This is a genomic window from Pseudacidovorax sp. 1753 (assembly GCF_040544975.1).
Lineage (GTDB): Bacteria > Pseudomonadota > Gammaproteobacteria > Burkholderiales > Burkholderiaceae_C > Xenophilus.
In genome coordinates this window covers 22187-42519 of record NZ_JBEPKY010000006.1, presented here as the reverse complement: position 1 = coordinate 42519, position 20333 = coordinate 22187, and the positions used below count along the sequence as shown (strand labels likewise).

General features: G+C 68.4%; 22 protein-coding genes. 8 read left to right on the top strand and 14 right to left on the bottom strand.

What is annotated here, in order from left to right; genetic code table 11:
* Positions 1-3: 3 nt before the first annotated feature.
* The 7 genes from ABIC63_RS08705 to ABIC63_RS08675 form a co-directional block, all read right to left on the bottom strand.
* A complete protein-coding gene (locus tag ABIC63_RS08705) occupies positions 4-516 on the bottom strand; it encodes a sigma-70 family RNA polymerase sigma factor (protein WP_294375627.1) in 513 nt (170 codons plus the stop codon).
* Positions 517-628: 112 nt separating this feature from the next.
* The gene (locus tag ABIC63_RS08700) at positions 629-1228 is read right to left on the bottom strand and encodes a response regulator transcription factor (RefSeq protein WP_017761790.1); all 600 of its coding nucleotides are present in this window, start codon (positions 1226-1228) and stop codon (positions 629-631) included.
* 58 nt (positions 1229-1286) lie between these two features.
* Complete coding sequence (locus ABIC63_RS08695; RefSeq protein ID WP_354319457.1) at positions 1287-2621, bottom strand: tryptophan--tRNA ligase; 1335 nt, start codon at positions 2619-2621, stop codon at positions 1287-1289.
* A 28-nt stretch (positions 2622-2649) separates the two neighbouring features.
* On the bottom strand, positions 2650-3321 hold the full coding sequence (locus ABIC63_RS08690) for a site-2 protease family protein (RefSeq protein ID WP_017761434.1): 672 nt from the start codon (positions 3319-3321) through the stop codon (positions 2650-2652).
* A 22-nt stretch (positions 3322-3343) separates the two neighbouring features.
* Positions 3344-3979: an L-threonylcarbamoyladenylate synthase gene (locus ABIC63_RS08685; RefSeq protein ID WP_114802701.1), complete on the bottom strand. Its 636-nt coding sequence runs from the start codon at positions 3977-3979 to the stop codon at positions 3344-3346.
* Positions 3980-4001: 22 nt separating this feature from the next.
* Entirely contained in the window at positions 4002-4934 is a 933-nt protein-coding gene (locus ABIC63_RS08680; RefSeq protein WP_502935857.1) for a DMT family transporter, read from the bottom strand.
* On the bottom strand, positions 4931-5788 hold the full coding sequence (locus ABIC63_RS08675; protein ID WP_354319456.1) for a 3',5'-nucleoside bisphosphate phosphatase: 858 nt from the start codon (positions 5786-5788) through the stop codon (positions 4931-4933). Before ABIC63_RS08675 ends, ABIC63_RS08680 begins: the two co-directional genes overlap by 4 nt.
* Before the next feature lie 165 nt (positions 5789-5953).
* Between ABIC63_RS08675 and ABIC63_RS08670 the strand changes: the two genes are divergently transcribed.
* Positions 5954-6259 carry a hypothetical protein gene (locus ABIC63_RS08670; RefSeq protein ID WP_294375649.1) on the top strand — a complete coding sequence of 102 codons (306 nt, stop codon included), beginning with the start codon at positions 5954-5956 and terminating at the stop codon, positions 6257-6259.
* Here ABIC63_RS08670 and ABIC63_RS08665 read toward each other — a convergent pair.
* The gene (locus ABIC63_RS08665) at positions 6243-7325 is read right to left on the bottom strand and encodes a transporter (protein ID WP_354319455.1); all 1083 of its coding nucleotides are present in this window, start codon (positions 7323-7325) and stop codon (positions 6243-6245) included. The genes ABIC63_RS08670 and ABIC63_RS08665 overlap by 17 nt on opposite strands.
* Positions 7326-7470: 145 nt before the next feature.
* Here ABIC63_RS08665 and ppk2 point away from each other — a divergent pair, with 145 nt between their 5' ends.
* From ppk2 to urtE, 7 genes are all read left to right on the top strand, one after another.
* Entirely contained in the window at positions 7471-8394 is a 924-nt protein-coding gene (gene ppk2, locus ABIC63_RS08660) for a polyphosphate kinase 2 (protein WP_294375653.1), read from the top strand.
* A gap of 268 nt (positions 8395-8662) precedes the next feature.
* The gene (locus ABIC63_RS08655; RefSeq protein ID WP_354319454.1) at positions 8663-9688 is read left to right on the top strand and encodes an extracellular catalytic domain type 1 short-chain-length polyhydroxyalkanoate depolymerase; all 1026 of its coding nucleotides are present in this window, start codon (positions 8663-8665) and stop codon (positions 9686-9688) included.
* Between the two features lie 79 nt (positions 9689-9767).
* Complete coding sequence (gene urtA / locus ABIC63_RS08650) at positions 9768-11042, top strand: urea ABC transporter substrate-binding protein (protein WP_294375657.1); 1275 nt, start codon at positions 9768-9770, stop codon at positions 11040-11042.
* A gap of 289 nt (positions 11043-11331) precedes the next feature.
* Positions 11332-12900, top strand: a complete 1569-nt coding sequence (gene urtB, locus ABIC63_RS08645) for an urea ABC transporter permease subunit UrtB (protein ID WP_354319453.1) — start codon at positions 11332-11334, stop codon at positions 12898-12900.
* Entirely contained in the window at positions 12897-14129 is a 1233-nt protein-coding gene (urtC, locus tag ABIC63_RS08640) for an urea ABC transporter permease subunit UrtC (protein WP_354319452.1), read from the top strand. The genes urtB and urtC overlap by 4 nt, the downstream gene beginning before the upstream one ends.
* Positions 14126-15001 (top strand): urea ABC transporter ATP-binding protein UrtD, encoded by an 876-nt coding sequence (gene urtD / locus ABIC63_RS08635; protein WP_294375664.1) that lies wholly within the window; start codon positions 14126-14128, stop codon positions 14999-15001. The genes urtC and urtD overlap by 4 nt, the downstream gene beginning before the upstream one ends.
* A 3-nt stretch (positions 15002-15004) precedes the next feature.
* Positions 15005-15709 (top strand): urea ABC transporter ATP-binding subunit UrtE, encoded by a 705-nt coding sequence (gene urtE / locus ABIC63_RS08630; protein ID WP_354319451.1) that lies wholly within the window; start codon positions 15005-15007, stop codon positions 15707-15709.
* A 148-nt stretch (positions 15710-15857) separates the two neighbouring features.
* Here urtE and ABIC63_RS08625 read toward each other — a convergent pair whose 3' ends face one another.
* The 6 genes from ABIC63_RS08625 to ABIC63_RS08600 form a co-directional block, all read right to left on the bottom strand.
* Positions 15858-16865 (bottom strand): aldo/keto reductase, encoded by a 1008-nt coding sequence (locus tag ABIC63_RS08625; RefSeq protein WP_354319450.1) that lies wholly within the window; start codon positions 16863-16865, stop codon positions 15858-15860.
* Positions 16837-17412, bottom strand: coding sequence for a hypothetical protein (locus ABIC63_RS08620; protein WP_354319449.1), 576 nt, complete (start codon positions 17410-17412; stop codon positions 16837-16839). Before ABIC63_RS08620 ends, ABIC63_RS08625 begins: the two co-directional genes overlap by 29 nt.
* On the bottom strand, positions 17409-17867 hold the full coding sequence (locus tag ABIC63_RS08615) for a MarR family winged helix-turn-helix transcriptional regulator (RefSeq protein ID WP_294375675.1): 459 nt from the start codon (positions 17865-17867) through the stop codon (positions 17409-17411). The genes ABIC63_RS08620 and ABIC63_RS08615 overlap by 4 nt, the downstream gene beginning before the upstream one ends.
* Positions 17864-18244: a GIY-YIG nuclease family protein gene (locus ABIC63_RS08610; protein WP_294375676.1), complete on the bottom strand. Its 381-nt coding sequence runs from the start codon at positions 18242-18244 to the stop codon at positions 17864-17866. The genes ABIC63_RS08615 and ABIC63_RS08610 overlap by 4 nt, the downstream gene beginning before the upstream one ends.
* A 196-nt stretch (positions 18245-18440) precedes the next feature.
* Positions 18441-19403, bottom strand: coding sequence for a Gfo/Idh/MocA family oxidoreductase (locus ABIC63_RS08605; RefSeq protein ID WP_354319448.1), 963 nt, complete (start codon positions 19401-19403; stop codon positions 18441-18443).
* Positions 19404-19432: 29 nt separating this feature from the next.
* Positions 19433-20302 (bottom strand): class III extradiol dioxygenase subunit beta, encoded by an 870-nt coding sequence (locus ABIC63_RS08600; protein WP_294375682.1) that lies wholly within the window; start codon positions 20300-20302, stop codon positions 19433-19435.
* Positions 20303-20333 lie beyond the last annotated feature (31 nt).

Genomic DNA, 20333 nt, shown 5'->3' with positions numbered 1-20333 from the left:
CGATCAGGTGCCGAGCACGAACAGGCAGTGCCGGTTCGCACGAGACAGGTATTGCTTGACCGAACTGGTCGAGACGCGAAGGCGCGCCGCGATGTCGGCGTAGCTCAGATCTTCCAGGTGGGCCAGCAGGAAGGCTTCGCGTACCGGTAGGGGCAGGCCGTCGAGCGCCTGGTCCACCTGGCGCAGGGCTTCGAGCGCCAGGTAGCGCGTTTCGGGCGAGGGGGCGAGTTCGCCGGGGAGTGTTGCCAGCACGGCGAGGTAGGCGTCTTCGAGCCGCTGCCTGCGATGGCGATGGGCGATCAGTCGCCGTGCCACCGTGGCGAGAAAGGGGCGCGGCGCCTCGATCCGGGCGGGCATCCCCGCCGTGATCATGCTCAGGAAGGTGTCCTGCGCCAGATCCGCTGCCACGCAGGAATCGCCAAGACGCCGCCGGAGCCAGCCTTTCAGCCAGCCGTGATGGGCGACATACAACCCCTCGATGCTTTGCGGAGGAAGCGAAAACTCGGTACTGGCCACGACATGCCCTCGGATGCGCCACGGACGATCTGATCGTCCAATATGAGAATTGTTCTCATTCTATGGCGTGCCATCCGAGGCGCCGCGGCAACACGCGGCCGGGATCGAGGAATCAGCGCAGATTCGAAAGCAGCCCGTGGCTGCGCGCGTGGTGCAGCGCCTGCGTGCGGCTCTTGACGCCCAGTCTGCGGAACAGCCGCCACAGGTGCACCTTGACGGTGTGCTCGCTGATCTCCAGCTGGGTGGCGATGTCGCGGTTGGACAGGCCCTGGTCCAGCATGGCGATCAACTGCGTCTGCCGACGCGAGAGCTTGCCCGTGGGCGCCGGCGGCTCCAGGTCGCCGTCGTCGGCCAGCAGCAGGCCGCGCAGGGCCGCCGTCAGCTCGGCCGAGCCGCTGGACTTCTCGATGTAGATGTCGGCACCGGCCTCGATGCAGGCCTCTTCCATGTCGGCGGCGGGCGAGGCGGAGTACACGGCCACCGGGATGTCGGGGTACGACTCCTTGACCGTCAGCACGCCCGAGACGCCGGTGACGTCGGGCAGCTTGAGGTCGAGGCAGAACAGCTTGGGCCGGCCGTGGTGCTCCACGGCGTTGGCCAGCTTGTCCAGGCGGTCGAGTTCGACCACGTTCTCGGAGGGCCGCAGGCGGCGAAGGACCATCACGATGGCCTCGCGCATCAGGGGATGGTCGTCGATGACGTAGATGCTCATGGTGTGCGTGTCTGGAGAGGGGCCGGGAGTTGGCGTCCGTCGGGGGCGACGTGCCGGGTCAGGACGCTCGGGCGGATTCGGCCGCCGCTTCCGCCAGCACGGCCAGCGCTGCCACGACGGCAGCGCGCGCCGCATTGTCCAGCGGCGCGAGCCGGGAAGCCAGCGCTGCGAGGGCCGGTTCGCCCTCCGCCTGCAACTGCGCGATGGCGCGGCCGGCTTCCTGGGGCGATGCGAAGCCCTGGCTCTGCAGCAGCACCGTGCCGCGCGCGTCCTGCAGCTTGAAGTAGAACTGGCCATCGCGCTCGCGGTACTGCTTGAAGCTGGGCCGCGCGGCCTTGGCGGCCTTCGCCGTGCCGCTGGCGGCAGCGCCGAGCTGGCCCAGGTTGCGCAGGCCCACGGCCTCGCGCAGCCGCGAGGTCAGCGCGCGCGAGAGCACGCGGGCCTTCTCGCCGCCCGCGCGCAGCGTGTCCTCGATGCGCTGGGGCTCGGCCATCAGCGCCTCGTAGCGCTCGCGCAGGGGGGCGACCTCCTGGTCGATGCGGTCGACCAGCACCTGCTTGGCGTCGCCCCAGGCGATGCCCTCGGCATAGGCCTTGCGCAGCGCGTCGGTCTCGTCGGCGGTGGCGAAGGCCTGGTAGATCTGGAACAGCGCCGAGCCCTCGGTGTCCTTGGGCTCGCCGGGCGCGCGCGAGTCGGTCACGATGCCGGCGATCAGTTTCTGCAGCTGCGCGCGCGAGGAGAAGAGGGGAATGGTGTTGCCGTAGCTCTTGCTCATCTTGCGGCCGTCCAGGCCGGGCAGCAGGGCGACGGCGTCGTCGATCTCGGCCTCGGGCAGCGTGAAGTGCTCGCCGTAGAGGTGGTTGAAGCGCTGCGCCATGTCGCGCGCCATCTCGATGTGCTGCACCTGGTCGCGGCCCACCGGCACCTTGTGGGCGTTGAACATCAGGATGTCGGCCGCCATCAGGGCCGGGTACATGAACAGGCCGATGCTCACGTCCGAGTCCGGGTCGGTGCCGGCGGCGGTGTTGCGGTCCACCGCGGCCTTGTAGGCATGGGCGCGGTTGAGCACGCCCTTGCCGGTCACGCAGCTGAGGAACCAGGTCAGCTCCGGAATCTCGGGAATGTCGGACTGGCGGTAGAAGGTCACGCGCTCCGGATCGAGCCCGCAGGCCAGCCACGAGGCCGCGATCTCCAGCGTGGAACGCTGGATGCGCGCCGGCTCGTCGCACTTGATGAGCGCGTGGTAGTCGGCCAGGAAGTAGTAGCTCTGCACGTCCGGGCGCTGGCTGAAGCGCACCGAATGGCGGATCGAGCCGACGTAGTTGCCCAGGTGCGGCGTGCCGGTGGTGGTGATGCCGGTCAGGAAGCGGGTCGGAGCGGAGGCGGAGGACATGGCGGGGCGGACGGCGGCGAAAAGGGGGTCAGCGCAGCAGCGCGGCAATGGGAGAGATCAGCAGGTTCAGGAAGGCATAGCCCAGGCCCATCAGCGGCCGCAGCCACAGCGAGCCGACCACGCCCAGCACCACCAGGCCCATGACGATGAAGAAACCGAAGGGCTCGATGCGTGCTAGCCAGTACTGTGCCCGGCCGCGTGGCAGCAGGCCGGCCAGGATGCGGCCGCCGTCGAGCGGCGGCAGCGGGAACAGGTTGAAGGCCCACATGACCAGGTTGGTCAGGATGCCCGCGTTGGCCATGCCGACGAAGAAGCGCTCCTGCACGCCCGCCACGGTGAGCCCGACCAGGAACAGCGTCCAGAGGATGGCCTGGATGAAGTTGGAGGCCGGTCCGGCCAGCGCCACCCAGATCATGTCGCGCTTGGGGTTGCGCAGGTGGCCGAAGTTGACTGGCACCGGCTTGGCATAGCCGAAGAGGAAGGCACCCGAGGTGGCGAAATACAGCAGGATCGGCATGGCGATGGTGCCGATCGGGTCGATGTGCTTGAGCGGGTTGAGCGTGAGCCGCCCCATCATCTGCGCCGTGTTGTCGCCGAAGTGCCGGGCGACGTAGCCATGGGCCGCCTCGTGCACCGTGATCGCGAAGATCACCGGCAGGGCGTAGATGAGGACGGTCTGGATGAGGTTGGAGGCTTCCACCGCGGGATTGTCTCAGACGGATTCACAGGCCAAGCGGCCCCAGCGGGCCGCGGCCCTGCCGGATCAGCGCCGGCTCGCCGCCCGCGTCCATGGGCGTGAGGTCGACCACCGTGGTGGGCTCGGAGGTGCAGGCGCCGGCGTCGATCACGGCGCCGACCAGCTTCTCGAAGCGGTCGCGGATCTCCTGGGGGTCGTTCATCGGCTCGGTCTCGCCGGGCGGGATGAGCGTGCTGGCCAGCAGGGGCGCGCCGTGCAGCGCCAGCAACTCGGCCAGCACCGGATGCTCGGGCACCCGCAGGCCGATGGTCTTGCGCTGCGGATGGCTCACGCGGCGGGGGACTTCCTTGGTCGCCTCCAGCACGAAGGTGTAGGGGCCGGGCGTGCAGGTCTTGAGCAGGCGGTACTGGCGGTTGTCCACGCGGGCGTAATTGGCCAGCTCGCTCAGGTCGCGGCACAGCAGGGTCAGCAGCCGCTTCTCGTCGATCTGGCGGATGCGGCGCAGCTTGTCGACGGCATTCCGGTCGTCCAGCTGGCACGCCAGCGCATAGCTGGAGTCGGTGGGCACCGCGATCACCTCGCCCTTGGCGAGCAGGGCCGCCGCCTGCTTGAGCAGGCGCGGTTGCGGGTTGTCGGGGTGGACCTCGAAATACTGGGCCATGGTCTTGTCCTCCTGTCGAAGTTCAGCCCTCGACCGGCTCGATGGGCTGGCGCCGCTCGCGCACCGTCAGCCAGGCGCCGCCGGCGCCGCACACGGCGATCAGGCCGATGCCCGCGAACGACATGCGGTCGGGCAACTGGTCGAACACCAGCCAGCCCCCCAGCATGGCGAAGCCGATCTGGGCGTAGAGAAAGGGGGTGAGGGTGGACGCGTGGGCGCGCTGGTAGGCCAGGATCAGCAGGAAGTGACCCACCGTGCCCATCAGCCCCATGAGGGCCAGCAGCGCCCAGTCCTGCCAGGCGGGCAGCGCCTGCCAGGCGAAGGGCAGGAACAGGGCCGCGATCAGCGTGCCCACCCAGCCGGTGTAGAAGTGCAGCGTCAGCGGCTTCTCGGTGCGGGCCAGGCGGCTGGTCAGCACCTGGAACCAGGCGTTGCACACCACCAGCCCCACGGGCATGAGCACCGCCCAGCCGAAGCCCTCGCCACCCGGGCGCAGGATCAGCAGCGTGCCCACGAAGCCGCCCGCCACCAGCGCCCAGCGCAGGGCCGACACCCGCTCGCCCAGGAGCGTGGCGGCCATCAGCGTGACGGCCAGCGGCACGACCAGCACGATGGCGGTGAATTCGGCCATGGGCATGTGGCCCAGGCTCAGATAGGCCAGCAGGCTGCTGCCCAGCAACAGCGCCCCGCGCAGCACCTGGAAGCGCGGGTGCTGCGTGCGCAGCAGCGCCGTGCCGTGCAGGGGCAGCAGGATGGCGGTGGTGGCGACAGCCTGGAAGGCATAGCGGAACCACACGGCCATGAACACGGGCACGGTGGCCGAGGCGACCTTGGTGGTGGTGTCGAGCACCGCGAAGCAGCCCACGGCCAGCAGCAGCAGGGCCATGCCGGCCAGCGTGCGCAGCGTGTCGCTCGCGGGGACGGCACCCCGCGGGGCGCAGGCCGCGCCGGTCACTGCACGCGGTCCGCCAGCAGGGACCAGACGGGCTGCAGGCTGGGCGAGAGAAGGGGCAGACGCCCCAGGTCGCAATGGCTTTCGTCGGGGCTGTGGAAGTCGCTGCCGCGGGAGGCGGCCAGGCCGAACTCCTTCGCCTTGTCGGCGTATTCGACGTACTCGGCCGGCGTGTGGCTGCCGGTCACCACTTCCACCCCCTGGCCGCCGTGGCCCTTGAATTCGGTGAAGAGGGCGTATTCCTCGTTGGCGGTGAACTTGTAGCGGCCCGGGTGCGCGATGACCGCGACGCCGCCGGCATCGCGGATCCATCGGATCGCGTCGCCCAGGTTGGCCCAGCGGTGGGGCACGTAACCGGGCTTGCCTTCGGTCAGGTACTTGCGGAACACCTCGGAGGTGTCGCGGCAGTGGCCCTGCTCGACCAGGAAGCGTGCGAAGTGCGTGCGTGAGATGAGCTCGGGATTGCCGACGAAGCGCAGCGCGCCTTCATAGGCGCCCTTGATGCCGACCCGGGCAAGCTGGTCGGCGATCTCGCGGGCGCGTGGGCCACGGCCATTGCGGGTGTCGTACAGGCCCTGGCGCACCGCGGCATCCTCGGCATCGAAGCCCAGGCCCACGATGTGCACCGTCTCGTTGCAGAAGGTGACGGAGATCTCGACACCGGTGAGGAAGCGCATGCCGTTGGCGCGGGCAGCTTCGGCGGCACGCTGCAGGCCGCCGACCTCGTCGTGGTCCGTCAGGGCCCACAGCTGCACCCCGTTGGCCGCCGCGCGGGCGGCCAGATCTTCAGGCGTCAACGTGCCGTCCGAGACCACGGAGTGGCAGTGAAGGTCGGCGTTGAGGTCGTTATCGAACACCCGTGCGATTCTAAGGACTCGGTTTCGCCATGCCCGCGCAGGGGGCGCTGCACCCGGGAACGCGCCGACCCGCTTCAACAACCCCGGAACTGACTCGGAGTTGTCATATTTCCCAGGGGGAGGCAAGGGGAGAATCCGCGCCTGTCTGTCATCTTTTGCCTACGCATGAACGCCATCAAGGAAGCCCGCCGCTACATCGAACGCCGCCCGCCGGAAGATCCAGCGGCCCGTACGCTGGCGGCCCTGGTCCTGGCGCTGGAGACCGACCGCGGCTTCGACCTGTCCTCGCTCTATGCGCTGGACTACAAAAGCTTCGACCTGGCCATCGAGGTGCTGCGCGACTGGCGACTGGACCGCTATTACGCGGGCAAGGCGAAGCTGTTCGACCTCTCCATGCAGGTGCACGAGTCGCCGGAAACGCCGGTCGCCCCCGCGGCGGCGTCGTCCGCCGACGCTACTTCTTCTTCCTGAACGCCAGCCAGGCCGCCACGGCCGTGAAGGTGGCCACGATGGCCACCAGGTGCCAGAACCCGTGCGGGTTCTCTGCCAGCGGGATGCCCCCGACGTTCATGCCGAACAGGCCGGCCAGGATGTTGATGGGCAGGGCCAGCACCGTCACCACCGTCAGCACGAACAGGCTGCGGTTGTTGTCCTCCTGCACGCTGGCGGCGATCTCCTCCTGCAGCAGCTTCACCCGCTCCTGCAGGCCGTGCATGTCGCGCAGCACGACCGAGAACTCCTCCGACGCATCGCGCAGCCCCTGCGCATCGGCCTCGGCCATCCAGGCGGGCGGGCGCTGCAGCAGCCGGAACAGCGCTGCCGGCTCGGGCGCCAGCAGGCGCTGAAGCCGCACCAGCACCCGCCGCATCTCGCCCAGGCGCGCGCGCTGGGCGTCGGGACGACGCGCGAGCAGCGCGTCCTCGATGGCATCGATGCGGCCGGTGACAGTGCGCACCACGCCCACCAGCACATCCGCCTGCGTGCGCATCAGCCGCTCCAGCAACTCGGTGGTGGAGCGCGGCGCCTCGCCGGTGCGCACGGCCAGGCGCAGGTCGTCCACCGAGCGCAACGGCCGCGTGCGGGCCGTCACCACCAGCCGCGGGCCGACGCCGATCCACAGCGTGGCGATGTCCGAAGGCTCGAAGCCGAAGTCGAAATGCAGGTCGTTGATGACGGCCACCAGGGCGTCGTCGTCGCGCTCGATGCGGGTCGAATGGGTGCCCTCGCGCAGCGCCTCGTAGAAGCTGTCGGGCAGGCCGGCATGGCGCTCCAGCCAGCGCTGGGCCTGCGCATGGCTGAGGTTGAAGTGCAGCCAGGCGTAGGGCGGTGTACCGGCCGGTTCGCCCTTGCCGACGCCGCCGGTGTCGGGGCGTGCATCGGCGACCTCCTGCAGCCACAGCGCGGCCTCGTCCAGGTCCAGCGGGCGCGGCGGCGACGACGCCTCGCCGTCGAAGAGGTAGCCGCAGATCAAGCCGGCGGCGTCTGCGCCATGGGCGGCTGCGGCGAGCGGAGCAGGGAGCGGCAGGGGCGAGGGCACGGCGCTGGGGGCGAAAGTAGGTCTGGGATGATGTGACGTCGGCATGTCAATCCGATGACGGCGCGGGCCCCGGGTGTCATGGTTGCGTCATGGGGTCGCACGAGCATGTGCGGCGTTCTTGTGTCCCACTTTCCGGTGCATTGCCATGCCTACTTCCGACTTCACGCCCACCGACCATGACGTGCTGATGCGCCGCATCGCCGAGGATCTGATCGACGGCTACGACGAGGAGATCGAGCTGGAGCTGGAGGACCGCGTGGTCGGCCCCGACGGCAAGCTGCAGCACGAGGAAGGCGGCCTGCCGCGCCGCACCTACTTCGAGGCGCTCTTCCGCCTGCAGGGCGAGCTGGTCAAACTGCAGGACTGGGTGCAGCACACCGGCCAGAAAGTCGTGATCCTGTTCGAGGGCCGCGACGCGGCGGGCAAGGGGGGCGTGATCAAGCGCATCACCCAGCGCCTGAATCCGCGGGTGGCCCGCGTGGCGGCCCTGCCGGCGCCCAATGACCGCGAGCGCACGCAGTGGTACTTCCAGCGCTATGTGTCGCACCTGCCGGCGGCCGGCGAGATGGTGCTGTTCGACCGCAGCTGGTACAACCGCGCCGGCGTCGAGAAGGTGATGGGCTTCTGCACCGACGACGAGCTGGAGGAGTTCTTCCGCACCGTCCCGGAGTTCGAGAAGATGCTGGTGCGCTCGGGCATCCGGCTGATCAAGTACTGGTTCTCCATCACCGACGAGGAGCAGCATCTGCGCTTCCTCGGCCGCATCCACGATCCGCTCAAGCAGTGGAAGCTCAGCCCCATGGACCTGGAAAGCCGCCGCCGCTGGGAGGACTACACCAAGGCCAAGGAGGCGATGCTGGAGCGCACGCACATTCCCGAGGCGCCGTGGTGGGTGGTGCAGGCGGTGGACAAGAAGAAGGCGCGCCTGAACTGCATCACGCACCTGCTGGGCCAGATGCCCTACCGCGAGGTGGAGCACCCGCCCATCGCGCTGCCGGACCGGGAGCGGCATCCGGACTACTTCCGCCAGCCCGTGCCGCAGAGCATGATCGTTCCGGAGATTTATTGACTCACCCCCAGGCTGCGCGCTTCGCGCTCCGCCTCCCCCTTGCAGGGGGCGCATCCTGCGGCCCGGCAAAGCCGGTTCCGCGGATGCTTCGGCTTGGCCTGCTCCGCGGCCTCTCGAGCATTCGTTCGTCGGAACGCGCTGGCGGTAGGCAACGCCGCGGTGCGCCGGCCATGTCCGCAGCCGACATCGCATTGGGCCTTCGGCTGCTTGACGTCGCGCGGCGCGGGCCCAAACATGGAGCGCTTTGCTTCTTTCCAAGGCAGCGCCCATGCCCCGTCGTCCCCTTTCTCTCGGCCGCACATTCGCGCGGGCCTACCAGCGGCAGCTGAAGGCCGTCACCGGCGCAATGGCGCGCGTCGGGCAGGGGGCGGCCAAACGGGTGCGCGATGCGGCTGCGGAGAGCACGCGGCCGCCGCCCGGGCCGGGTGACTGGCTCGCCGGCATCGCCTTCGCGGCCGGTGGGGCCTGCCGCTATCACCTCTTCGTGCCGCCGCCGGTGCCGGGGCGGCCGGTGCGCGGGCTGCCGCTGGTGGTGATGCTGCACGGTTGCCGGCAGACGGCGCGCGACTTCGCCATCGGATCGCGCATGAATGCGCTGGCGCGGCGCGAGGGCTTCCTGGTGCTCTATCCGCAGCAGTCGGCGCTGGCCAATCCGGAAGGCTGCTGGAACTGGTTCTCTGAACAGCGGGCCGATGCCGAGGTGGGGTTGGTGCTGGCGACCATCGACCAGGCCTGCCTGCTCTACGGTGCCGATGCCTCGCGCATCGCCGTGGCGGGGCTGTCGGCCGGGGCAGGGCTGGCGGCGCGGCTCGCGATGCGCGCGCCCGAGCGACTGCAGGCCGTGATGATGCATTCGGGCGTGGCGCCCGGTGCCGCGACCTCGGCGCGCCAGGTGCTGGGCGCGATGGCGGGCCGGCGCGCGCCTGCGCTCGATCTGGCGGCAGACGGCGCCGCCATGCTGCCGCCGCTGCTGGTGGTGCAGGGCGGGCGCGACACGGTGGTGAGTCCGGTGGCCGGCCGCCTGGCCGCCGAGGTCTGGGCCCGGGCCGTCGGCGCCGAGGCCACCGAGCCGGCAATCCAGCAACGCGGCAAGCGCCATCCCATGCAGGTCACCGACTTCCGCCGGGGACGCGTGGTGGAGGTGCGCCTGGTGGAGATCGAGGCGCTGGGCCATGCCTGGAGCGGGGGCAGCACCCGCGGCAGCTACACCGACCCCGCGGGGCCGGACGCGGGTCGGCTGTTCTGGGATTTCGCGCGCCGCGCCTTCGCGGCATGTACGCCACCCGGCGTATAGCCCGTCCGGGGCCTGGCAAGGAGACTCCAACCCGTTCCTTCCATCCCTTGCCAACCGAAACCCCAGGAGAAGAGCAGCCATGCAACGTCGCTTCACCCTCAAGGCGCTGACCGCCAGCGTCGCCCTCGCCAGCCTCGGCGCCGCGCCCGCCTTTGCCCAGCAGGACACCATCAAGGTCGGCGTGCTGCACTCGCTGTCCGGCACCATGGCCATCTCCGAGACCGTGCTCAAGGACACGGTGCTGATGGCCATCGACGAAATCAACGCCAAGGGCGGCGTGCTGGGTAAGAAGCTTGAGCCCGTGGTGGTCGACCCCGCCTCCAACTGGCCCCTGTTCGCCGAGAAGACCAAGCAGCTGCTCGGCCAGGACAAGGTCGCCGTGATCTTCGGCTGCTGGACCTCGGTGTCGCGCAAGTCGGTGCTGCCGGTCGTCGAAGAAATGAACGGCCTGCTGTTCTACCCCGTGCAGTACGAGGGTGAAGAGCTGTCGAAGAACGTGTTCTACACCGGCGCCGCGCCCAACCAGCAGGCCATCCCTGCCGTCGACTACCTGATGAGCAAGGAAGGCGGCGGCGCCAAGCGCTGGGTGCTGCTGGGCACCGACTACGTTTACCCCCGCACCACCAACAAGATCCTGCGCGCCTACCTGAAGAGCAAGGGCGTGGCCGACAAGGACATCGACGAGAAGTACACCCCCTTCGGCCACAGCGACTACCAGACCATCGTCGCCGACATCAAGAAGTTCAGCCAAGGCGGCAAGACGGCCGTGGTGTCGACCATCAACGGCGACTCCAACGTGCCCTTCTACAAGGAACTGGGCAACGCCGGCCTGAAGGCCAAGGACGTGCCGGTCGTCGCCTTCTCGGTGGGCGAAGAGGAACTGCGCGGCGTCGATACCAAGCCGCTGGTGGGCCACCTGGCCGCCTGGAACTACTTCATGAGCATCAAGAGCCCGGCCAACACCGAGTTCATCAAGAAGTGGTCCGCCTACGCCAAGGCCAAGAACATCCCCGGCCACAAGGACAAGCCGCTGACCAACGACCCGATGGAAGCCACCTACATCGGCATCAACATGTGGAAGCAGGCCGTCGAGAAGGCCAAGTCCACCGACGTGGACAAGGTCATCGCCGCCATGGCCGGTCAGACCTTCAACGCACCCTCGGGCATCGTCAGCAAGATGGACGAGAAGAACCACCACCTGCACAAGTCGGTGTTCATCGGCGAGATCCAGGCCGACGGTCAGTTCAAGGTGGTGTGGAAGACCAAGGAGCCGGTCAAGGCCAAGCCCTGGAGCCCGTACATCGAAGGCAACGACAAGAAGAAGGACGAGCCGGACGGCAAGTCGAAAATTTGACCACCCCGTTTCTTGCTCACTTCGTGTAGCCGAATCCCCCTCAAGGGGCTGAGCCAGTCGGGCAAGGTCCGGTGGACCTTGCCCGACTGGCGAAGAGCTGCGCCACTGGCGCAGCGCGGTCTGCAAGACCACCCCGGCGGCCCGGCAAAGCCGGTTCCGCGGGTGCGTGCGAACGGGCTTCGCTTCGCTTGCCCTGAGCTCATGGGCGCACAGGCTCGATCTTGCTTGTCGGGATCGGGCCTTTTCTTTGGATGTCGAGGACGACGTGAAAACACCTCTTCGCTTGTTCATGCAGCTGGCGTTCCTCGCCCTGCTGATGCTGGCCGGGCCGGCCAGGGCGCTGACGGCCGACGAGGCTCTGGCCATGGCCTCGGGCGATGCCGAAAGCCGCATCGCGGCCATCAACAAGGCCGTGGCCGTGGCCGACGAGAAGACCAAGGCCTTCCTGCAGGCCCTGGTGGACGAGGCGGTGAAGTTCACCGACAAGCAGGCCTTCCTCATGAAGGACGACAAGGGCTACGACCCGGTCACCGGCGCCGAGGTGAAGGTGCCGGCCGAGGCCGAGGACGTGGTCAACAACAACCTGATGCGCGGCGCGCTCGATGCCGCGCAGGCGGCGCTCCAGCTCACCAGCCCCGACGAGGCCGTGCGGCTGGAAGCGGCCGAGGCGCTGTTCAAGGAGCCCGACGAATCGCGCGTGCCACTGATCGAGAAGGCCCTGGCCGCCGAGCAGAGCGCCAAGGTCAAGGCCAAGCTGATGCTGGTGCGCGACGCTTCCATGCTCTCCAGCGCCGACGCCGCCAAGCGCCTGGCCGCCGCCAAGGCCCTGGGCGACAACAAGAACCCGGACACCAAGCTGCTGCTCAACCAGCGCCTCGCCGACGAGACCGATCCGCAGGTCAAGGCCGCCATCCAGGCCAGCATTGCCACCATCGACGGCGCGCTGGTGTGGGGCGACCGGCTGGGCGTGATCTTCAGCGGCATCAGCCTGGGTTCGGTGCTGCTGTTGGCGGCGCTGGGCCTGGCCATCACCTACGGCCTGATGGGCGTGATCAACATGGCCCACGGCGAGCTGATGATGATCGGCGCCTATGCCACCTACGTGATGCAGGGCGTGTTCCAGCGGTTCCTGCCCGAGTCGATGTTCGGCTGGTACCTGGTGGCGGCCATCCCCGTGTCTTTCATGGCCTCGGCCCTGGTGGGTGCGGTGCTGGAGCGGGGCGTGATCCGCTTCCTTTACGGCCGGCCGCTGGAGACGCTGCTGGCCACCTGGGGCATCAGCCTGATGCTGCAGCAGCTGGTGCGCACGATCTTCGGCGCGCAGAACGTGGGCGTGGAGAACCCCGGCTGGATGAGCGGCGGGCTGGAAGTGCTCTCCAACCTCGTGCTGCCCTGGAACCGCATCGGCATCATCATCTTCGCGGGCCTCGTGCTGGCGGCCATGGCCTGGCTTATCAGCCGCACGCGCCTGGGCCTCTTCGTGCGCGGCGTGACACAGAACCGACCCATCGCCTCCTGCATGGGCGTGAACACCGCGCGGGTGGACACCTATGCCTTCGCGCTCGGCTCGGGCATCGCGGGCCTGGCGGGCTGCGCGCTCACCCAGATCGGCAACGTGGGCCCCGACCTGGGCCAGAGCTACATCGTGGACAGCTTCATGGTGGTGGTGATGGGCGGCGTGGGCCAACTGGCAGGCACCGTCTATGCGGCGCTGGGGCTGGGCGTGCTCAACAAGCTCATCGAAGGCTGGGCCGGCGCGGTGCTGGCCAAGATCGCCATCCTGGTCTTCATCATCGTGTTCATCCAGAAGCGGCCGCAGGGCATCTTCGCCATCAAGGGCCGGAGTGCAGAAGCATGAGGACAGTCACTCTTCCCTCCAAGGCTCCACTGCTCAGCGGCAAGGGCTGGACCGCCTTCTTCATCGCGCTGATCGTGGTGTGCGGCCTGGCGCCGGTGCTCAACCTGTGGGTGCCCGAAGGCAGTGCCTTCCACCTCAGCGACTATGCGGTGGCGCTGCTCGGCAAGATCATGTGCTACGCCATCTGCGCACTGGCCATGGACCTGATCTGGGGCTACACCGGCATCCTGTCGCTGGGCCACGGCCTGTTCTTCGCGCTGGGCGGCTACATGATGGGCATGTACCTCATGCGCCAGATCGGCCGCGACGGCAACTACAAGAGCGACCTGCCGGACTTCATGGTCTTCCTCGACTGGAAGACCCTGCCCTGGCACTGGACCTTCAGCGACAGCTTCGTCTTCCAGATGCTGATGGTGGTGGTGGTGCCGGGCCTGCTGGCGCTGGTCTTCGGCTACTTCGCCTTCCGCTCGCGCATCAAGGGCGTGTACTTCTCGATCATCACGCAGGCCATGACCTTCGCGGCCATGCTGCTGTTCTTCCGCAACGAGACGGGCTTCGGCGGCAACAACGGCTTCACCGACTTCAAGCGCATCCTGGGCATTCCGATCGCCACGCAGGAAATGCGCATGACGATCTTCGCCCTCACCGGTGCGGTGCTGCTGGGCTTCTTCCTGTTCGCCAAATGGCTGATCGGCAGCAAGTACGGCCGCGTGCTGCAGGCCATCCGCGATGCCGAGTCGCGCACCATGTTCTGCGGCTACAACCCGCTGCCCTACAAGCTCAGCATCTGGGTCATCTCGGCCATGATGTGCGGCGTGGCCGGCGCGCTGTACGTGCCGCAGGTGGGCATCATCAACCCGGGCGAGATGAGCGCCGCCAACTCCATCGAGATCGCCATCTGGACGGCCGTGGGCGGCCGCGCCACGCTGGTCGGGCCGATTGTCGGCGCCTTCCTGGTCAACGGCGCCAAGAGCTGGCTCACGGTGGTGGCGCCGGAATACTGGCTGTACTTCTTGGGCGCGCTCTTCATCGCTGTCACGCTGTTCCTGCCCGATGGCATCGTCGGCCTGGTGCGCCGTCTGATGAACCGCGGCAAGGCCGAGGCCGTTGCCGAACCCGTGGCGCCCACTGGCCGCGAGGAAGCCCAGCGCGCGCAGGCCAGGGAGGAGGGCGTTGAGCCCGACGCCCTGCCCACCGTCCATGTCGAACCCAAGGGAGCCCAGGCATGACGCCCGACCTGATGGAAGCCGGCGCCGAGCGCCACGCCCGCGCCCAGGGCCTGCCCGTCGGCGCATCGACCGAGTCCGGTGGCCGCACCGCCGGCTATGGCCGGCCCGCCGTGGCGGGCGAGGTGGACGTGACCCACGGCCGCATCCTGTACCTGGAGGACGTGAGCGTGAGTTTCGACGGCTTCAAGGCCATCAACAAGCTGAGCCTGGACATCGCCCCCGGCGAGCTGCGCTGCATCATCGGCCCCAACGGTGCGGGCAAGACCACGATGATGGACATCATCACCGGCAAGACGCGGCCCGACGAAGGCACCGTCTACTTCGGCAGCACCATCGACCTGCTGCGCCACCGCGAGGCCGAGATCGCGCAGCTGGGCATTGGCCGCAAGTTCCAGAAGCCCACGGTGTTCGAGCACCTGACCGTGTTCGAGAACCTGGAGCTGGCGCTCAAGACCGACAAGCGCGTCAAGCCCTCGATGTTCTTCAAGCTCGACTCGGCCCAGGCCGACCGGCTGGCCGACATCCTGCAGACCATCCACCTGGCCGACAGCGTCAACCGCATGGCGGGCACGCTGAGCCATGGCCAGAAGCAGTGGCTGGAGATCGGCATGCTGCTCATGCAGGACCCGAAGCTGCTGTTGCTGGACGAACCCGTGGCCGGCATGACCGACGAAGAGACGGCGCGCACGGCCGAGCTCTTCCTCACGCTCAAGGGCAAACACTCGCTGATGGTGGTGGAGCACGACATGAGCTTCATCCGCACCATCTCCGAGATCGTCACCGTGCTGTGCGACGGCTCGGTGCTGGCGCAGGGCACGCTCGATGAAGTGCAGTCCGACGAGCGCGTCATCGAGGTCTACCTGGGACGTTGAACCATGCTGAAGGTCAAGAACATCCACCAGTACTACGGCGGCTCGCACATCCTGCGGGACGTGAGCTTCGAGGCGCCGCTCGGCCAGGTCACCGTGCTGCTGGGCCGCAACGGCGTGGGCAAGACCACACTGCTGAAGTCGCTCATGGGCCTGGTGCCGATCAAGAGCGGCAGCATCGAATTCGACGGCCAGTCGGTGCACAAGAAGACGCCCTACGAGCGCGCCCGCGCCGGCATGGGCTTCGTGCCGCAGGGCCGCGAGATCTTCGCGCGGCTGACGGTGGAAGAGAACCTGCGCATGGGCCTGGCCTACCGCAGCGCTTCCATGCCCATCGCGCCCGAGCTCTATGAGCTGTTTCCGGTGCTCAAGCAGATGCTGCACCGGCGCGGTGGCGACCTGTCCGGCGGCCAGCAGCAGCAGCTGGCCATTGCCCGCGCACTGGCCCCCGGCCCGAAGATGCTGATCCTGGACGAGCCCACCGAGGGCATCCAGCCCAGCATCATCAAGGACATCGGCCGTGCCATCCGCCGCCTGGCCGACGAGGGCTGGAAGGGCCAGAAGATGGCCATCGTGCTGTGCGAGCAGTACTACGACTTTGCCGAGGAACTGGCCGACCACTACCTGGTGATGGAGCGCGGCGAAGTGATTGCGCGCGGCCTGGGCAAGGACATGGCCGCCGACGGCGTGCGCCAGTTGGTCGCGATTTGACGCTCCCCCCAGGCTGCGCGCTTCGCGCTCCGCCTCCCCCTCGAGGGGCGCCTCCAGCGGCCCGGCAAAGCCGGTTCCGCGGAGGCCCGCGCGTGGCCTGCTCCGCGGCCGCCAGATTTGAAGCGTCGGTCTGGCGGCGCGGGCGCACTCAGGCCGGAAACTCTTCCGTGTCCACTTCCTGGGTGGCCTGGGCGGGGTAGCGCGGGCCGCTCACGGTGCGCTGGTTGATCAGCTCGCCAGCGCGGGCGATCACGTCGGCGGGCAGTTGCAGGTCGGCCGCGGCCAGGTCCTCCCGCAGATGGTCCACGCGGGTGGTGCCGGGAATGGGGATGATGTCCTGGCCCTGCGCCAGCAGCCAGGCCAGTGCCAGCTGCGCGGGCGTGCAGCCGGCCTCCTGGGCCAGGGCCTCGAAGCCGGCCAGCAGCGACAGGTTGCGCGGGTAGTGCTCGGCCGAGAAGCGCGGCATGGGCCGGCGGATGTCCTTGGCGTCCAGCGCGGCCACGTCGGTGAGGCGGCCGGTGAGGTAGGCGCGGGCCAGCGGGCTGAAGGCCACGAAGGCGGTGCCCAGCTCGCGGCAGGCGGCCAGCACGGCGATCTCGGGGTTGCGCGTCCAGAGCGAATATTCGGTCTGCACGGCAGCGATGGGATGCACGGCCGCCGCCTTGCGCAGCGTGCCGGCCGAGACCTCCGACAGGCCCAGCGCGCGCACCTTGCCCTCTTCGATCAGGCGCGACATCTCGCCCACCGAATCCTCGATGGGCACCTTCTTGTCCCAGCGGTGCAGGTAGTAGAGGTCGATGACGTCGGTGCCCAGGCGGCGCAGGCTGTCCTCGCAATTGCGGCGCAGCGTGGCGGGGCGGCCGTCGATCACGCGGCGCATCACGCCGTCCTCGCCCTTGACGCCGGCCATGCCGCCCTTGCTGCACAGCGTGAACTGGTGGCGGTGTTTCTTGAGCACACGGCCCACCAGTTCCTCGTTGGCGCCGAAGCCGTAGAGCGCCGCCGTGTCGAACAGCGTCACGCCGGCATCCAGCGCGGCCAGCAGCACGCGCTCGCCCTGCTCGGGCGAGGGCGGCACGCCATAGGCGTGGCTCAGGTTCATGCAGCCCAGGCCGATGGCCGAGACCTCAAAGTTCGCGATACGTCGTGTTTGCATGGGCAGAGCTTAGTCGGGGTTGGAAGGTTGAAAGGGGCGCGCGGACTCTTTGCCAGGCCAGGTGCTGCCAGGCCGGCGTGCCGTAGCCTGCCACCAGATCATGGCCGATGGCCCGCCAGGCGGGGTCGGTCGCGTCGAGGCCCAGGGCTTCGATGAAGGGTGCCTGCACGATGAAGCACTGGCGGCGGTAGGGGAGCAGGAAGCCGCCGGGCTGCGTTGCGAGTGCCGGCGCTGCCTCGTCATGGCGGGCGAACCAGAGGTGCAGCAGCAGGCCCGTCCGCGGTGCGTGCCAGAAGTCACCCATGTCATCGCCCGGCGCGGCGAGGCCGCCCAGCACGCGGCGGGCATGGTCCCAGTGCAGGAAGCCGAGTTCGCGCGCTGCGGTCTGCAAATGGTCGCCCAGGGTGCGGTCATCGCTGCGGCCATCGCGGCGCGCCCCATTCAGGCGCACGCGGGCACGCACCTTGAGTTCCTCCGCCGGGACCTTGGCGCTTCCTGTCGGGACGTCGTCGGGGGCATGCTTGTGCCCGAGGGGCTGCTGGCTCATGGCGCTGGCGCCGCGGACGGTGTCGGGATGACGGCACCGCTTGCCACGGCATCGAGCTGCGACTGCAGAGCGTCCGGGCCGCACGGGTCCAGACCGACGCCGGCCCACGCTTTGGCGCACACCGCTCCCACGGTCTGCGCGGCTTCGGCATGCAGTTGCCGGCCGGCGGGCCGCAGCAGCACGGCACCGGCATCGCGTGCCACGAGGCCGGTCTTTTCCAGTGGCATCAGTTGCCGGACGAGCGCCGAGGGTGCGAGGTGCAGGGCCTGCGCGAGCCGCAGCGTGGGCAGACCTCCGTGTGACGCCCGTGCCAGTGCATCGAGCAGCAGGAAGTCCGACGCGTCGAGGCCATGCCACACGCCCAGGCGCTCATCCAGGCGCTGCTGTTGGCGTGCATGGGCCCGGGCCAGCGCGAGGCCAAGACGCATGGCCTGGGCGTCGGTCAGCCGGATCATGCGCTGCCTCCTTGACGTGCACCGCCCTCGGCCGCGGGTGAAAGCAACTCGGCCTCCCACAGCGCCAGCAGCGTCGCCAGCTCGGCGTCGTAGTCGAAGTCGGGATCGTCGCGTTCCTTCACCCGGTCGACGACTTCAAAGCGGAAGGCCTCGGCGCCGTGCGTGTTCCAGGCCGATTGCAGGACCCGGTCGCGGTGGGCGCCGCGCATCAGTTCGAAGCGCAGGCGGTTGAAGATGCCGTCCAGATGGCGGCTGCTGCCCACGCGCAGCAGCCCGGCGGCATCGCAGCGCAGGGCATAGATGCCCATGGCGGGAAAGGCCTGCTTGTACTGGCGCGTCAGTTCGCGACGGGCCTGCAGGGAAAGGGAAGGGGTCATGGCAGTGCTCCAGGTCCTCGACGCCGAGCCGGTCCCGCATGGGGCTCGAACGAAGACCGCGGTCTGTCCACGGAAGAAGAGAAACGGATCGGGAGGGTGAGAGCCTCTTGTGCGGGCAGGCGCCCCTCAGCACCTGCTCGCAATTTTACCCGGGTTATTTTGGCCGGATCAAGCGATCCGGTTTCCGGGCCATGCCTCAAGCGGCGAGCTGCTGCTCCAGCTGATGCAGCACCTGGTAGCAGGGCAGCACCTGCGCCACGCTGCTGTTGGGCTCGCGGCCTTCGCGGATGGCGGCGAAGAATTCGCGGTCCTGCAGCTCGATGCCGTTCATCGACACGTCGACCTTGCTCACGTCCACCGGCTCTTCGGCGCCCTTGCTGTGCGACTGCACCAAGTCGTCGTAACGCGCGATGTAGGTGGCGGTGTCGCCGATGTAGCGGAAGAAGGTGCCCAGCGGGCCGTCGTTGTTGAACGAGAGCGACAGCGTGCAGATGGCGCCGTTGGCGGCCTGCAGCTGGATGCTCATGTCCATGGCGATGCCCAGGTCCTTGTGGATGGGGCCCTGCACGGCGTTGGCCTTCACGATCGGGCTGCCGGCCTGGTAGGCGAAAAGGTCCACGGTGTGGGCGGCGTGGTGCCACAGCAGGTGGTCGGTCCAGCTGCGCGGCTGGCCCAGCGCATTCATGTTGGTGCGGCGGAAGAAGTAGGTCTGCACATCCATCTGCTGGATGTTGAATTCGCCGGCCTGGATCTTCCTGTGCACGTACTGGTGGCTGGGGTTGAAGCGGCGGGTGTGACCCACCATCGCCACCTTGTCGACCTGCTTCTGCAGGGCCAGCACTTCTTCGCCTTCCTTGAGCACGTCGCACAGGGGGATCTCCACCTGCACATGCTTGCCGGCCTGCAGGCAGGCCTTGGTCTGGGCGGCGTGCATCTGCGTGGGCGTGCACAGGATGACCGCGTCCAGCTCCTGGATGGCCAGGCTGTCGGCCAGGTCGGTGGTGACGTGTTGGATGCCGTACTTGTCGGCCACTTCCTGGGTCTTGCCCAGATCGCGGCTGATGAGCGAGATCACCTCGACGTCGGGGATGTTCTTGATGCCGTCCAGGTGCTTGATGCCGAAGGCGCCGGCGCCGGCGAGTGCGACTTTGATGGTCATGTCGGTGTTGGCTTTCTGTGGATGGTTGGTCAGGCCTGGTCTTCCAGGATGAGGTGGCCCACGGCGGTGTTGGACGCCGGCACGTGGAAGAAGCGGTGCACCAGCTTCGGCGCCGGGCCGCCGGCCACGTCGCCCATGGCGCCGCGGGCGATCAGCCACATCACCAGCTCGATGCCCTCGCTGCCAGCTTCGCGCACGTACTCGATGTGCGGCACCTTGGCCAGTTCGGCGGGTTCGGCGATCAGGCGATCCAGGAACTTGTTGTCCCATTCCGAGTTGATCAGGCCGGCGCGTGCGCCCTGCAGCTGGTGGCTCATGCCGCCGGTGCCCCAGATGTGCACGTTGAGGTCCTCGTCGAAGCTCTCGACCGCCTTGCGGATGGCGCGGCCCAGGTTGAAGCAGCGCTGGCCGCTCGGCACTGGGTACTGCACCACATTGACCGCGAAGGGAATCACCGGGCAGGGCCAGGCGCCGTTCTTCGGGTCCTGCTCGCCGCACATCAGTGACAGCGGCACCGTCAGGCCATGGTCCACGTCCATCTTGTTGACGATGGTGAGGTCGAAGTCCTGCTGGATCACGCTCTGCGCGATGTGGCTGGCCAGCTCCGGGTGGCCCACCACCTTGGGCACCGGGCGCGGGCCCCAGCCCTCGTCGGCCGGCTGGTATTCGGCGGCCGTGCCGATGGCGAAGGTGGGGATCATGTCCAGGCTGAAGGCCGTGGCATGGTCATTGAAGACCAGGATGACCACGTCGGGCTTGTTGTCCTTCATCCATTGCTTGGAGAAGTCGTAGCCGGCGAACAGCGGCTTCCAGTAGTCTTCCTTCGTCTTGCCCAGGTCCAGCGCGGCGCCGATGGCGGGCACGTGCGAGGTGTAGACGGATGCGGTGATGCGGGCCATTCAAGCCTCCTGAGGGATGCGGGGGCACATG